Annotated in this window: 15 protein-coding genes; 10 read left to right on the top strand and 5 right to left on the bottom strand. The window is 67.0% G+C overall.

Features of this window, described 5'->3' with window-relative positions:
- Window positions 1-25 precede the first annotated feature (25 nt).
- Together ACNR9W_RS01040 and ACNR9W_RS01035 are read right to left on the bottom strand one after the other, a co-directional pair.
- The gene (locus ACNR9W_RS01040) at window positions 26-1279 is read right to left on the bottom strand and encodes a PRC-barrel domain-containing protein (RefSeq protein WP_419268712.1); all 1254 of its coding nucleotides are present in this window, start codon (window positions 1277-1279) and stop codon (window positions 26-28) included.
- Between the two features lie 179 nt (window positions 1280-1458).
- Window positions 1459-1899, bottom strand: coding sequence for a DUF1810 domain-containing protein (locus ACNR9W_RS01035; protein ID WP_419268711.1), 441 nt, complete (start codon window positions 1897-1899; stop codon window positions 1459-1461).
- Between the two features lie 99 nt (window positions 1900-1998).
- On the opposite strand from ACNR9W_RS01035, the gene ACNR9W_RS01030 reads away from it, so the two are divergent.
- The gene (locus ACNR9W_RS01030) at window positions 1999-2430 is read left to right on the top strand and encodes an NUDIX hydrolase (protein WP_419268710.1); all 432 of its coding nucleotides are present in this window, start codon (window positions 1999-2001) and stop codon (window positions 2428-2430) included.
- Here the strand turns inward: ACNR9W_RS01030 and ACNR9W_RS01025 are convergent.
- Both ACNR9W_RS01025 and ACNR9W_RS01020 read right to left on the bottom strand, forming a co-directional pair.
- A complete protein-coding gene (locus ACNR9W_RS01025) occupies window positions 2427-2636 on the bottom strand; it encodes a hypothetical protein (RefSeq protein WP_419268709.1) in 210 nt (69 codons plus the stop codon). The two genes, ACNR9W_RS01030 and ACNR9W_RS01025, sit on opposite strands and share 4 nt — an antisense overlap.
- A 25-nt stretch (window positions 2637-2661) precedes the next feature.
- Complete coding sequence (locus ACNR9W_RS01020; RefSeq protein ID WP_419268708.1) at window positions 2662-4242, bottom strand: FAD-NAD(P)-binding protein; 1581 nt, start codon at window positions 4240-4242, stop codon at window positions 2662-2664.
- Window positions 4243-4391: 149 nt separating this feature from the next.
- Here ACNR9W_RS01020 and ACNR9W_RS01015 point away from each other — a divergent pair, with 149 nt between their 5' ends.
- The 8 genes from ACNR9W_RS01015 (at window position 4392) to ACNR9W_RS00980 (ending at window position 12593) form a co-directional block, all read left to right on the top strand.
- On the top strand, window positions 4392-5069 hold the full coding sequence (locus ACNR9W_RS01015; RefSeq protein WP_419268706.1) for a GntR family transcriptional regulator: 678 nt from the start codon (window positions 4392-4394) through the stop codon (window positions 5067-5069).
- 41 nt (window positions 5070-5110) lie between these two features.
- On the top strand, window positions 5111-6085 hold the full coding sequence (locus tag ACNR9W_RS01010; protein WP_419268705.1) for a TRAP transporter substrate-binding protein: 975 nt from the start codon (window positions 5111-5113) through the stop codon (window positions 6083-6085).
- 46 nt (window positions 6086-6131) lie between these two features.
- Window positions 6132-6632, top strand: coding sequence for a TRAP transporter small permease (locus ACNR9W_RS01005; RefSeq protein WP_419268703.1), 501 nt, complete (start codon window positions 6132-6134; stop codon window positions 6630-6632).
- The gene (locus tag ACNR9W_RS01000) at window positions 6632-7909 is read left to right on the top strand and encodes a TRAP transporter large permease (protein WP_419268701.1); all 1278 of its coding nucleotides are present in this window, start codon (window positions 6632-6634) and stop codon (window positions 7907-7909) included. Before ACNR9W_RS01005 ends, ACNR9W_RS01000 begins: the two co-directional genes overlap by 1 nt.
- Before the next feature lie 7 nt (window positions 7910-7916).
- Complete coding sequence (locus tag ACNR9W_RS00995) at window positions 7917-8987, top strand: L-idonate 5-dehydrogenase (RefSeq protein WP_419268700.1); 1071 nt, start codon at window positions 7917-7919, stop codon at window positions 8985-8987.
- 31 nt (window positions 8988-9018) lie between these two features.
- The gene (gene uxuA / locus ACNR9W_RS00990) at window positions 9019-10236 is read left to right on the top strand and encodes a mannonate dehydratase (RefSeq protein WP_419268699.1); all 1218 of its coding nucleotides are present in this window, start codon (window positions 9019-9021) and stop codon (window positions 10234-10236) included.
- A 240-nt stretch (window positions 10237-10476) separates the two neighbouring features.
- Window positions 10477-10857 carry a DUF2231 domain-containing protein gene (locus ACNR9W_RS00985; RefSeq protein WP_458478570.1) on the top strand — a complete coding sequence of 127 codons (381 nt, stop codon included), beginning with the start codon at window positions 10477-10479 and terminating at the stop codon, window positions 10855-10857.
- 14 nt (window positions 10858-10871) lie between these two features.
- Window positions 10872-12593, top strand: coding sequence for a PQQ-dependent sugar dehydrogenase (locus ACNR9W_RS00980; RefSeq protein WP_458478569.1), 1722 nt, complete (start codon window positions 10872-10874; stop codon window positions 12591-12593).
- A gap of 22 nt (window positions 12594-12615) precedes the next feature.
- Here the strand turns inward: ACNR9W_RS00980 and ACNR9W_RS00975 are convergent, their stop codons facing one another.
- Complete coding sequence (locus tag ACNR9W_RS00975; RefSeq protein WP_419268847.1) at window positions 12616-13134, bottom strand: DNA-3-methyladenine glycosylase; 519 nt, start codon at window positions 13132-13134, stop codon at window positions 12616-12618.
- A 340-nt stretch (window positions 13135-13474) separates the two neighbouring features.
- Between ACNR9W_RS00975 and ACNR9W_RS00970 the strand changes: the two genes are divergently transcribed.
- On the top strand, window positions 13475-14077 hold the full coding sequence (locus ACNR9W_RS00970) for a DUF1176 domain-containing protein (protein WP_419268696.1): 603 nt from the start codon (window positions 13475-13477) through the stop codon (window positions 14075-14077).
- The last annotated feature ends 13 nt before the right edge of the window (window positions 14078-14090 follow it).

The following is a 14090-nucleotide window of genomic DNA, read 5'->3' as shown; positions in this document are numbered from 1 at the left end:
CCCTTCATGGGTTCAGGAGGCGGGCTTACCCTTCGTATTCGGGCGCCTGCTCCAGTTGCTCGCGGGTCGCGCTGACAAAGACGCGCAACTCGTCGCCTTCGGCCTGCATGACCGTGACCTCGTCAAGACCCAGGGCAACAGTGTGGCTGCCGATGCCCAGGAAGCCGCCGACATCCATGACGAAGAATTCGACCTGGCCGTCGTTCGACAGCATCACGTCCTCGACCGAACCGATGTTCTCGTCGGTCTCGCTATAGACGTCCGCACCCATCAGCGTGTCGACCGAGATGGTGCTCGGGTCGGCAGGCTGATAGCCCTCGCGTTCGATCTGCGGCGGGGTCAGCGGCTGGCGCTCGCCGCGCCAGTCGGTCTGCGCGGTGGCCTGGGCTTCGCCCTCCACCGGCATGGGCTGCTCGCCTTCCTGCTGCTGAACTTGGGCTTCGCCCTCGGCACCACCTTCGACGAAGGACACGTTCGCCTCTCCGCTTTCGGTGTACTGCACCTGGGGCTCGCTGGAACCCGAGAACTCGACCTTCGGCTCGGCCGATTCATAGGTCACCTTGGGCTGGGCCTGCTCGACATTGACCTGCGGATCGGACTGGTTCTGCTGCAGGCGGACCTGCGGCGTCTGCTGATCCACCTGGATCTGCGCTTCCTGCTCGCCCTCGGGCGTGTCCTGGACGGCCAGGTCGACCTGCGGCTCACCCTGCTCGACGCTGACCGTGGGCTCTGCCTGGTTCACCTCGATCTGCGGCTCGGCCGTCTGCACGTTGACCTGGGGGTCGGGCATGCGGACGATGATCTCGGGCTGCGGCTGATCGACGGTCACCACCGGGTCCGGCATCTCGATGCGGATGGTGGGGGGCGCCTGGCGCACGATGATCTCGGGCTGCGGCTGGGTCACCGAAACGGTCGGCTCGGGCTGCGAGACGTTCACCTCGGGGGCCGGCTGCTGAACGTTGACGTTCGGGGGCGGCTGGCTGACCACGATGCGGCCTTCGATCTGCTGGGCATCGGCACCCTGGGCCTCGACCGCCTGGGCCTGACGGACATAGGGCGCGCAATCCATATCCTCGCCCCGCTCGGCCACGGCGCCGGCTTCGTCCAGCCAGACCTGCTGGAACCGATCGCTGTTGTCGGCGACGATCTGATCAAGCTGCTGGCAGGCCTCGGCCATGTCGGCATCGGCCGCCGGTGCGTCGGTCTGTTGGGCGATGGCCGTCACTGCCGTCGTCGAAAGCAAGGATGCTGCAAACAATCCTGTCAAATGGCGTTTCATCCTGTTCTCCTTTGCTGTGAAGGTGGCCCCAAGAACAGCGACATGCGGCCAATGTTCCTGAAAAATGGGCCAAATTCTGCTCATGATCGGACAACATCATGAAACGGAACGATTTTCTTATTTTCGATCAGCTAGGCATTTCGGATGGCGATGTCCAACCTGGCCAGGATCGCCCAAGCTTACCGCGTCCGGGCCCGTGTGACGTCGCAGGGCTGGCCCTGAAAGAATGCCTCCAGCAGCTGGGCAAAGACGCCATCCCTCCGGTCCACCGCCGCAAAAAGCGTGGCCGATGAGCGCAGCTTGTCCGCGTCAATGCCACCCAGGATCGCCTCGGCCGATTGGCCGCGATGGGCCAGAACCGCCTCGGCGGCGGCGACCAGCCGCGGCCCCAGCACCGGATGGGCCAGATAGCGCCGCGCCTCGTCCAGGTCGGCGATGCCGTAATGATGCGACATCTGCGAGCGTCCCAGGCCGCGCAGCTGCGGAAAGATGAACCACATCCAGTGGCTCTGCTTGCGGCCCCGCTTCAGTTCCTCCAGGGCGATGGGAAAGCTGTCTTCTTGGGCGCGGACGAAACGGTCCAGCGCGCCCGGGTCATCCGGCAGGTCGGAACGGGGCATGGGCACTCCTTTCGATGGCTGACGCCCCAGCCTAGCGCATCGCCGCCGGTCATGACGATCCCTTGCCGCAGGGGCCGCGCGCGGGCTAGCGTGGCCGGCATGGAACCTGCCCCGCCCCCACTGATCTGCGCCGTCCTGGCCGTGGTGATCCGCGACCGGCAGGTGCTGCTGGTGCAGCGCGCCAATCCGCCGGATGCGCGCCTGTGGGGGTTTCCGGGCGGCAAGCTGGAGGCGGGCGAAACGCTGCTGGATGGCGCCTTGCGGGAATTGCAGGAGGAAACCGGCGTCGCCGCCGTCGCGCAGCGGGTCCTGACCGCCGTCGATGTCCATGAGAGGTCGGGGGATGGCCGCCTGCTGCGTCATTTCGTGCTGGTGGCGGTGCTCTGCCGCTGGCAGGGCGGAGAGCCGCAGGCCGCCGACGATGCGCTGGATGCCTGCTGGATCGCGCTGCAGGACCTGGACCGCATGGGCACCCTCAGCCGGGACGTCGCCCGCATCGCCCGCCTTGCCGCGCAGGAGTGCGGGGACTAGGGGCGGCCTTCCTCCAGCGACATGTCCTCGACGATCTCGGCACGGACCCCCTGCAGCGGCGGCTGTTCGGTGTGGTCCAGCACATAGGCATAGGCACCGTCATGGCTGTCAAAGGACATGGGCACCAGCGTGGCAGAGAATTCCGTGCCCGTCCGCGACAGCTTCATATGCGGGGCGGCGCCCAAGGCGATCACGAATTTCGGCATCGACAGTTCCTTTTCATCGCGGTTCTCAGGATACCAGCCGCCGGCGGCGGCGGGTCGCGACGCCACTGGCGATGGCGGCGCCGATATCGGCGCAGGCGGTGATCCCCTGCACGAAGGGGCGGTCGTGCATCAGGTAGGGGATCGACCCCAGGGACAGCCGCCCCGCATAGCCGGGCACATCGACCAGGCCGTAATCCTCGGAGACTTCGGGAATCTCCTGGTCGGCCGCCAGCAGGGCGGCGCGCAGGCTGGGAAAGGGCAGGTCCTTGCTGGTCAGGGCCTTCTGGCCGCGCGCGTCGATGAAGACGGGGAAGACATGGGTCTCATGCCCCGTCCGGATGACCGTCCGGGTCTGCTGGCGGTCCAGATCGTAATCCTCGCCCAAGGCCAGCACCGACAGAAGGCCCGCGTCGCGCAGTGCCAGCAGGCGGCGGATGGATTCGGAGGGAACAGCGGCATAGTTGTCCACGAAGACCTTCTTGAGACCCTTGTCCAGCCGCTCTCGGTCCGCGTCCGACAGGTCCGCCACGATATCCTCGACCTTTTCATGCATGCGCAGCAGCGCATAGCGCCAAGGAACGGTGATCCGCTGCGCCTTGTTGCGCTCGACCTCGTCCAGGTTCCCGCGCGCCCAGCGAAATTGATCGGCGGCCTCGCGCGCCGCGAAATAGGAGTCGGCAAAGCTGTCGGCATCCAGCCCGCCCAGACCGATGCGCAGGGCAAAGGCGGGATCGGCCTGCATGATCTCGGCCCGCACCAGCTCGAAAAGGGCATCCAGCGGTTCGGGCTGGGACAGGCAGGCTGCCACCGCCGCCTCGGTCATCACGGCCAGCGGCTCGTAGGGGATCGGGCAGTAGAAATCCGCCTCGGGCAGGATGCCCGACCGCGACATCAGCGTGATGTGCAGGCCGTCGGGCGCCCCGTCGAACCGCAGCTCTCCCTCCTTGCGGCGGAAGCGCCCGTGCTGGTTGACCACCGCCATCGCCGCGTCGATCGAACTGAGCGAGGTGCCCATGATGCCCACCCGCACCGCGGGGATATGCGCGTCGATGAGGCCGGACCAGGGACTGGGAAAATAGCTGCGCGTCGCCTCGTCCTCGTCGGGAAAGTCGTGGCCTGTGGCCAGGACGACCCGGTCATAGGGGCCGGCGTCGTTTCCGGCCGAGGTCGGCAGCATCAGGCCCGCCTCGGCCGCGATGATGTCGTGGACCTCGGTCGCCTCGCGGATCTCCACCTGGTGGCCCGCGCCTCGCGCCTGTTCCACCAGCGACAGCAGCTGGTCGCGGAAATACTCGCCCAGCAGCAGCCGGGGCGTGAACTGCCGGTCGTCCAGATCCTCGGCGTCCAGCCCATAGGAGGCCAGCCGTGCCGGGGCCTGCTCCTCCAGCCAGTCCAGATAGGGGATGACGACGGGCGGGATCTCGATGCTGGCGATATTGGCCAGCATCGACCGGCTGGCGGTCTCGGGGGAATAGGGCATCCCGATGCCGGCCCGATCGCCTTTTTCGAACAGCGTCACCGACAGCGGCTCTCCCAGAGCCATCAGCTGCTGAAAGGTATAGATGCCGGTCGGTCCGGTGCCGACGATCGCGATGCGCTTGCTCATCTTCTTCCTGATCCCTGTCGCGCCGAACGCGCGGTGTCTTTTCCGGTTCCTGTTCATGATGTCGCGGTGACGTGGGGCCGAACATGTCCCACAACGGCGGCTTGAAGTGTATGGTAGTATGGTATAGGCTGTCATCAGGAGGGGACGTGATGACAAAGCCGATTCATCTGCAGCCGGTGCATGTCAGCGTGGCCGACCGCCTTTGTGCGGAACTGCGCGCGGCGATCATCGACAACATCCTGGTCCCCGGCACCCGCCTGTCCGAGGCGGAGATGGCCGTCCGCTACGGCGTCAGCCGCCAGCCCGTGCGCGAGGCCTTCATCAAGCTGTCGAACGACAGCCTGCTGGAGATCCGCCCGCAGCGCGGGACCTTCGTGGCCAAGATCTCGATCCCCCAGGTCATGGATGCGCGCTTTGTCCGCGAGGCGGTCGAGGCCGACATCGTCAAGCTGCTGGCAGCCGCGCCCGACCCGGCGCTGATCGCCGACCTGGACGCGCAGTTGGCGCATCAGCGGACGCTGATCGGCGGTTCGGCCCGCGACTTCATCGAGGCCGACGAGACCTTTCACCGGACGCTGGCCGAAGGCGCCGACAAGGGCAATGCCTGGCGCGTTTTGGTCGAGATGAAGGCGCAGATGGACCGGGTGCGGGTCCTGTCCAGCCTGCATTTTCCGGTCGAGCGCCTGATCACCCAGCACGGCGCCGTCGTCCGCGGCATCGCCGCCGGGGACGCGCATGCCGCCGAAGCCGCCATTCGGCTGCACCTGAAGGGCATCCTGTCCGATCTGCCGGTCATCCGGCAGGAACGCCCCGAGTATTTTCTGTGACGCCGGTCCGCCCGGCGCAAAACATCCTGGAGGAGGATAGAATGACATTTGCCAAGATCGCCAAGCTGGCTGCATCCTGCACCGTCGCGGCCCTGATGGGCAGCGCCGCCCTGGCGCAGGAGGTCACGCTGAAGCTGGGCCACCTCGCGAACGAGGAGAACATCTGGCACAAGGCCGCCGTCAAGTTCGCCGAAGAGGTCGAGACCCTGACCGAGGGCCGCGTCGCGGTCGAGGTCTATCCCAACGAATCGCTGGGCAAGGAGATCGACCTGATCAACGGCATGCAGCTGGGCACCGCCGACATGACCATCACCGGCGAAAGCCTGCAGAACTGGGCGCCCAAGGCCGCGCTGCTGGCGCTGCCCTATGCCTACAAGTCGCTGGAGCACATGGACGAGGTCGCCTCGGGCGAGATCGGCGACCAGATCGAGGCCGAGATCATCGAAAAGGCCGACATCCGCCCGCTGACCTATTTCGCCCGCGGCCCGCGCAACCTGTCGGCCAACCGCGAGATCACCACCCCCGCCGACTTGAACGGCTTCAAGCTGCGCGTGCCGAATGTGCCGCTGTTCGTGGCCGCATGGCAGGCGCTGGGCGCGAACCCCACGCCGATGGCCTTCTCGGAGGTCTTCACCTCGCTGCAGAACGGCACGATCGAAGGTCAGGAAAACCCGCTGGCGCTGTTCAAGTCGGGCGGCTTCTACGAGGTGCAGAAGGTCGTGAACCGGACCGAGCACGTGCGGTCCTGGATCTACCTGGCCATCTCGGAGCGCAGCTGGGACCGTCTGTCCGAGGCGGACCAGGCAGCCCTGATGGAGGCGGCCGAGCGCACCCAGACCTATGAGCGCGAGCTGTTCCTGGCCGATGAGGAGGCACTGGTGGCCGATCTGGAGGGCCGCGGCGTGACCTTCCACGACGTCGACCAGGCCGCCTTTGCCGAAGGCGCCCGCGAGGCCGTGATCGGCGCCGTCGCCGAGGAAATCCGCCCGCTGGCCGAAGAGATCTTTGCCCAGTGACCATGTCCGGTCCTGCCCTTCGGGGCAGGGCCACCGGGAGGAACCGATGTTCAAGGCGTTCAAGGGACTGGAGGGGCTGTGTCGCCTTCTGGTATTCGCAGCTTTCGTGGTGCTGATGGGGGCGGTCCTGCTGCAGGTCTTCTCGCGCACCTTTCTCAGCACCGCGCCGGTCTGGACCGAGGAGCTGACGCGCTTTTGCCTGATCTTCATGGGCGCGCTTGGCGCGGGCCTGGCGCTGCGCAGCGGCTACATGGTCAACGTGGACCTGGTCTGCGAAAGCCTGCCCGGCCGCCTGCCCCGCATCCTTCGGCTGGTCTCGGCGGTCATCACCGCGGGCTTTGCCATCGCGCTGCTGCCGGCGGCCTGGGACTATACCATGATCGGCGCCCGCCAGACCGCGCCCGCGCTGACCTGGCGGATGGACTTCATCCATGCCGCGATGGTCGTGCTGTTCGTCACCCTGGCGCTCTGGGCGTTGATGCGCGTGGCCGAGATGCTGACCGGCCGGCATGACGGCCGCCCCATTCCGACCTCGGAGGACAACTGATGGGTCTGACCCTGCTTCTGGGCACCTTCGTGCTGGGCCTTGTCATCGGCCTGCCTGTGGCGGTGACCCTGGGCCTGTCCTCGATGGCCTACCTGATCTTTGCCGACATCCCCTTGGTCGTCATCCCGCAGAAGATGTATGCGGGCATGGACAGCTTTGTCCTGCTGTGCATCCCCGGCTTCATCCTGGCGGGCAACCTGATGAACTCGGGTGGCATCACCGAGCGGATCGTGCGCTTTGCCAATGCGCTGGTCGGCTGGATGCGCGGCGGGCTGGCCCAGGCGAACATCGCGGCCTCCATGCTGTTCGGCGGCGTCTCGGGCACGGCCGTGGCCGACGTCGCATCCGTTGGCGGCATGATGATCCCCGGCATGAAGAAGGTCGGCTATCCAGGCGCCTTCGCCGCGGCGGTAACGGCGGCGTCGTCCACCGTCGGGCCGATGATCCCGCCCAGCGTACCGATGATCATCGTCGGCTCGCTGTCGGGCCTGTCGGTGGGCAAGCTGTTCCTGGCCGGCGCCGTCCCGGGCCTGATGCTGGGCGGCGCGATGATGGTCGCGACCTACTTCATCGCCCGCAAGCAGAAGTTCCCGCGCGAGCCCTGGCAGGGCGTGCGCGAACTGCTGTCCTCGTTCACCGGGGCCATCTGGGCCATCGCGATGACCGTCCTGATCGTGGGCGGGCTGCTGATCGGCATCACCACGCCCACCGAGACCGCCGTCGTGGCCAGCCTTTATGCCGCCGCCGTGGGCCTCTTCGTCTATCGCGAGCTGCCGGTGCGGCGCATCCCCAAGATCATCATCGACAGCGCCATCAGCGCCGCGGGCATCCTGGTCCTGGTCGGCACCGCCAATGTCTTCGGCTGGATCCTGGTGGCCGAGCGCATCCCCCAGATGCTGGCCGACGGCGTCCTGTCGATCACCGACAACAAGTTCCTGGTGATCCTGCTGATCAACCTTCTGCTGCTGTTCGTCGGCATGTTCATGGAAACCATCGCCGCGCTGATCATCCTGTTCGTTCCGCTGCAGGCGCTGGCCGTGGCGGTGGGCATCGACCCGCTGCACTTTGCCTGCTTTGCGGTGCTGAACCTGATGATCGGGCTGACCACGCCGCCGGTGGGGGTCTGCCTGTTCGTCGCCTCGAACATCGCCCGCCTGCCGCTGTCGCCGGTGATCCGCGCGATCACCCCCTATATCATCACCAACATCATCGTCCTGCTGCTGGTCAGCTATATCCCGCAGCTGTCGACCTGGCTGCCCAACACGCTGATGCCCTGAGGCCCCAATGACCCAAGACACCAAGAACCGCGTCGTCTGCCTGCACGCGCAGGATGACCTGAGGCTGGACAGCCGGCCCGCCGAAGACCCTGGTCCGGGACAGGTGCGGGTCGCCGTCCTGGCGGGCGGCATCTGCGGGTCGGACCTGCATTACTGGCGCGAAGGCGGCATCGGCACGATCCGGGTGCAGGAGCCGATCATCCTGGGCCACGAGGCCGCCGGCCGCGTCGAGGCCCTGGGCGACGGCGTCGAGGGGCTGGAGATCGGCCAGCTGGTCGCCATGAACCCCTCGCATCCCTGCGGCGAATGTGACTTCTGCCGCCAGGACCTGCCGCGCCACTGCATCGCGATGAAGTTCAAGGGGTCGGCCATGTACCTGCCCCACCAGCAGGGCATGTTCCGCGACAATATGGTGATCGGCGCGGGCCAGTGTCTTGCGCTGCCCCAGGGCGTCACCCCCGGCGCCGCCGCCTGCGCCGAGCCGCTGGCGGTCTGCCTGCACGCGGCCAACCGAGCCGAGGCGGTCGCCGGTCCCTTGGCGGGCAAGACCGTTCTGGTCACCGGCGCGGGCCCGATAGGCGCGCTCTGCGTGGCGGTGGCCCGCCAGCGCGGCGCGGCGCAGATCATCGTGACCGACATCCAGGACGCCACCCTGGCCGTGGCCCGGCAGATGGGGGCCGATCACGCCGTGAACACGCTGGCCGACCCCCAGGGCCTGGCGCAATGGCGCGAAAGCAAGGGCAAGGTCGACCTGGTCTTTGAATGTTCGGCCGCCGCACCCGCGATCGGCGATGCGGTCAGCTGCCTGCGCCCCTTGGGGACGCTGGTGCAGGTAGGCGTGGCGGGCCCGACCTCGCTGCCGCTGAACGTCATGGTCGGCAAGGAAATCCAGTTCATCGGCTCTCAGCGCTTTGACGTGGAATTTGCCGATGCGGTCGCGCTGATCGGTTCGGGCGCCATCGACCCGCGCCCGATGATCACCGCCACCTACCCGATGACGCAGGCGCTGGACGCCTTTCACGCAGCCCTGGACCGGTCGCGGTCGGTCAAGGTGCAACTCTCCTTCGCCGGCGCCTGAGCGCCGGCCTCTCTGACGGAAAGACAAGCTTATGAGACAGACCTGGCGCTGGTTCGGACCCAAGGACCTGGTATCCATCGACGACATGCTGCAGGCGGGGGTCGAGGGCGTCGTCACCGCCCTGCACCACATGCCGACCGGCGCGGTCTGGTCGCCCGAGGATATCGCGCAGCGCCAGGCCGAGCTGGCGGTGATGAAGGACGGTGCACCCTCGGGCCTGAAGTGGGAGGTGGTAGAAAGCCTGCCCGTCTCCGAGGACATCAAGCGGCAGAGCGGCAACTGGAAGCAGCATGTCGAGAACTGGAAGACCTCGATGCGCCACCTGCGCGACGCGGGGATCGAGGTCATCTGCTACAATTTCATGCCGATCCTGGACTGGACGCGCACCGACCTGGCCTATCGCCTGCCGAACGGCGCGACCTGCATGCGCTATGACGCGATCGACTTTGCCGCCTTCGACCTGTTCCTGCTGGGCCGCCGGGGGGTCGAGGACGATTACGACGCCGCGGTGACCGAGGCCGCCCGCGAACGGTTCGCCGGCATGTCCGACGCGCGCAAGGAGCAGCTGGCCGGCAATGTCGTCTTCGGCCTGCCCGGCGCGGCCGAGCGGATGACGATGGAGGACGTCAAGACCCATCTGGCCCGCTATGACGCGATCTCGTCCGACCGCCTGCGCGGGCATCTGGTCGACTTTCTGGCCGAGGTCAGCCCCTTGGCGCAGGATCTGGGGATGCGGCTCTGCTGCCATCCGGACGATCCGCCGTTCCCGCTTCTGGGTCTGCCGCGCATCATGTCGGCCGAGGCGGATTACAAGGCGGTCATGGATGCGGTGGACATCCCCGCAAACGGCATCACGCTGTGCACCGGATCGCTGGGTGCGCGTGCCGACAACGACCTGCCGGGGATGATGGAGCGCCTGGGCGACCGCGTCCATTTCCTGCACCTGCGCAATGTCGCGCTGGAGGATCGTGCCTTGGGCGGTTCGTTCCACGAGGCCGCGCATCTGGAAGGCAACACCGACATGGTCGCGATGATCGGCGCGATCATGGCCGAAGAACGCCGCCGCCGGGCCGAGGGTCGCAGCGATTGGCAGATCCCGATGCGCCCCGACCATGGCCAGGACATCCTGGACGACCTGAACCGCCACGCGCAGCCGGGCTATCCCGCCATCGGCCGCCTCAAGGGGCTGGCGGAACTGCGCGGCATCGCCACCGCGCTGTCGCACCCCTCCGTCGCCGGCAGCGCCTGATCGCCTTCGGCCCGGGCCGCCGCGCCCGGGCCATTCCCTGCCCTTAGAGGCAAGCCGCCCTTTCCCGATTTTCCCGACCGGTGATGCCCGCAGCACCGGTGATCCTTTGGGCATCCAAGGGAACAATTCCGTTACCCCGCCGTTCCGGAAGGCATAGGGACCTTACGAGAGCGGAAAACAATGGCGGCCATCCATTCCTCCTACGGCGCTCGGATCGCCGACCATCCCCTTCCGGGGGTGATGACCCTGACCCATTTCGCGGCGGGCTTCTTCACCCTGACGCTGGTCTCGGACTGGGCTTACACGCAGACATTGGTGATCATGTGGCAGGATTTTTCGTCCTGGCTGCTGTTTTTTGGCCTGATCGCGGGCGGGCTGGCGGCGCTGCTCTGGATCATCAGCTTTGCGACCGACCGCATCCGTCCGGTCTGGGGCGCGGTCCTGCTGAAGGCGCTGGTCCTGATCGCGGCCTTCTTCAACAGCCTGATCCATGCGGGCGATGGCTGGACGGGGGTTGTTCCCTGGGGAATCGGCCTTTCCGCCGTGACCTGCCTGCTGATGCTGGGCGCCGCCCTGCTGAACCGCCGTGCGACGCATGATCGCCTTCTGCTCCGCGCCTGAAAGGGACGAACCTGATGATGACCCATGACCTTACCTCGCAGCGGGCGCTGCTGCTGACCGGTGGCGCATTGCTGATGCTTAGCGTGGCCTGGCCCCATGCAGCAGGCGCGCAGGACGGCAACGCGGGCGATTTCGACATCAGCAGCCAGATCGGTCCCGATCCCGTGCTGCCCGAACCCGATTTCGTCAACCTGATCCCCAGCATGAAGGTGGGCGAAGTCATCGGCTGGTCCGAGGGTCAGACCCCGACCGTCCCCGATGATCTGACCATCACAGCCTATGCCACCGACCTGGTCAACCCGCGCACGGTGCACACCCTGCCCAATGGCGACGTGCTGGTGGTCCAGTCCCGCGCCCCCAAGGGCAAGCCGAAATACCGGCCCAAGGATTACATCCGGGGCTGGATCATGTTCTTTGCCTCTGGCGGGGGCGGCGGCGGTCCGCAAAAGGACAGCAACCTCATCACCCTGCTGCGCGACAGCGACCGCGATGGCGTGGTGGACGAGCGTCATGACCTGCTGACCGACCTGCATTCTCCCTTTGGCTTGGCTTGGATCGACGACACGCTCTATGTCGCGGCCGCCGATGCGGTGCTGGCCTATCCCTATGCCCTGGGCGAGAACGTGATCACCGCCGAGCCCGAGACGGTCACCCCCCTGCCCGGCGGACCATTGAACCATCACTGGACCAAGGACCTGGCGCTCAGCCCCGACGGGACGATGCTCTATGCCTCGGTCGGGTCGAACTCGAACGCGGCCGAAAACGGCATGGAGGCCGAAAAGGGTCGCGCCGCCATCTGGCAGATCGACCGAGAGACGGGTTCGTCCCGTATCTTCGCCTCCGGCCTGCGCAATCCCAACGGGCTGGTGTTCCATCCCCAGACCGAGCAGCTCTGGGCCGTCATCAACGAGCGTGACGAGCTGGGACCGAACCTGGTGCCCGACTATATGACCTCGGTACAGGACGGCGCCTTCTACGGCTGGCCCTACAGCTATTACGGCGATCACGTGGACGAACGCGTGCGCCCCGCGCGCCCCGATCTGGTCGAGACCGCGATCGCGCCCGACTATGCGCTGTCCAGCCATGTCGCGGCGCTTGGCCTGGTCTTCACCGAAGGCTCGGCCATGCCCGAACCCTATGCGAACGGCGCCTTCGTGGGCCAGCGCGGCAGCTGGAACCGGGACACGTTCAACGGCTACAAGGTGTCCTATGTGCCCTTCACGGACGGCATGCCGGATGGGATGGCGCAGGACGTCGTGACCGGCTTTCTGGCCGGCGACGAGGTGCACGGCCGCCCTGTGGGGCTGGGGATCGACGGCACCGGCGCGCTGCTGGTGGCCGATGATGCGGGCAACACGGTCTGGCGCGTCGCGCCTGCCGATGGTTCGGTGACCGACAGCCCTATGGGCACGGACCGCGTGCAGGCAGGAGAGGCCCCGGCCGAACCTGCCGCCGCCGAGGAAGCCGCCGCTCCGCAACCCGCAGCTGAGGATGCCGCGCAGGCTCCGACTGAGCCCGCCACTGCCCCCGCTGCGGGAGAGATCCCCGCAGCCGCCCCCGCCCCCGAGGACGCACCTGCCGCAGAGGCCCCGGTGCCGGATGCTGCCGCTGCGCCGGAAGCAGAGCCTGTCAAGGAGACTGAAGCAGAAGCTACGGATGCGGAAGCTGACGCCGCGCCCGCCGTTCCCAGCACCCAGCCTCTTCCCCCGGAGGAAACCGAAGCTCCCGCCAATTGACGAAACCGGCCGCCCGGACCTTCTAGCGGGGGAACGGGCGGCTCAGTCCCGTGGCCCCGGCCAGGCCAAAGCGCCAGGGCAGGTCCTGAGCCTTGCTGATGCCGATGCGCGGCCCGACCAGCAGGTCGGTCTGCTGGGGCGCCAGTTCGATGCTGAAATCCGGGCGGTCGAACGCTGTTCCATCATCTTCGGGGAGAATGGCCAGGGCCTGTGTCAGCCGCCCCGGCCCGTTGCACAGCATCGCGCTGTTGCGGCGTGCCTGCATCGTCTCCACCCCTGTTGTCGGCGTCAGCGCGCGGATCAGCACCGCCTCTCCCGGGCGCGCGACGACGTTCAGGCACAGGTGGATGCCATAGGAGCGATAGACATAGGCATGGCCCTGGGGGCCGAACATCGACCCGTTGCGCCGCGTCGGCCCACGAAAGCTGTGAGAGGCGGGATCATCCGGGCCATAGGCCTCGGTCTCGATGATCATGCCGCCGCAGCCCCTGACCAGCAGGCTGGCCCCGACCAGCCGCCGCGCAAGGGTGAGGCCATCCATGCCCGCGATCTGCTGAGGGAAGGTTAGACGGCTCATCCTGAAGGTCCGGATCGGCGAGGGGCAAGGTTCTGGACCATAGGGGCAGTTCCGGACCGTGCCAAGCGGCCCTTTTCCAGGCTCCCGGCCATGTACCGCCCGTTGGACAATAAACTGGACAGAGAGCGGCGGCGTTATGTTCCGCGCCCTCCTGATCTTCCGTTCCGCAAGATGATGATCATGAAGCTGTGATAATTGCGGCGTCGTTCCCGCCTGGCGGCGTCTTTCCTGTCCTCCCGGCATGGTGCAGACAGCATGTGGCGTCCGCAGCCCGGCGAACGACCTCAACAATGGGCGGTACATCATGCGGATTTCATTCCTTCTCGCCCTCACCCTTGTCCTGCCCCATGCCGCGGCGGCCGATGACCTTGAGGCGCGGGCCGTCGCCCTGTTCGAGGCCCTTCAGACCGACGGGCAGTGCCCGACCTATCTCCAGGACCGCCCCGCACCGACCAGGCGCCAGTTCACGGTCCAGGGGCCCGAGGGGGATCAGCCGGTCACGACCTTCGAATTCACCTGCGATGCGGGGGCCTATAATCTGGTGCAGACCTTCCTGATCCACACCGACAGCGACGGGCTGCGCCCGCTGTTTTTCGCGATGCCCGTAACCCGGATGCCGGAAACGTCCGAAAGCGGCGGCGAACCTCTGGCCGAACCCGGGGCAGGCACCCAGATCACCGGCTACCGGACCGCCCCGACCCTGATCAACGCCTCGGTGGACGACATCACCGGTCGTATCGTCACGACCGAGAAATGGCGCGGACTGGGCGATGCGGGTGCGTCGGGCACCTGGGACCTGACGGCTGCGGGCTATGTCCTGCGCCGCTACCAGATCGACGCGACCTATGACGGCAAGGTGGACCCTGTGATCGTTCTGGACCTGCGCGGGGCGATCGCGGCGGAGTGACCGGTCCCTGCCC

Source organism: Paracoccus sp. T5, from assembly GCF_048538155.2.
GTDB lineage: Bacteria > Pseudomonadota > Alphaproteobacteria > Rhodobacterales > Rhodobacteraceae > Paracoccus.
This window is presented reverse-complemented; position numbering and strand designations above follow the sequence as displayed.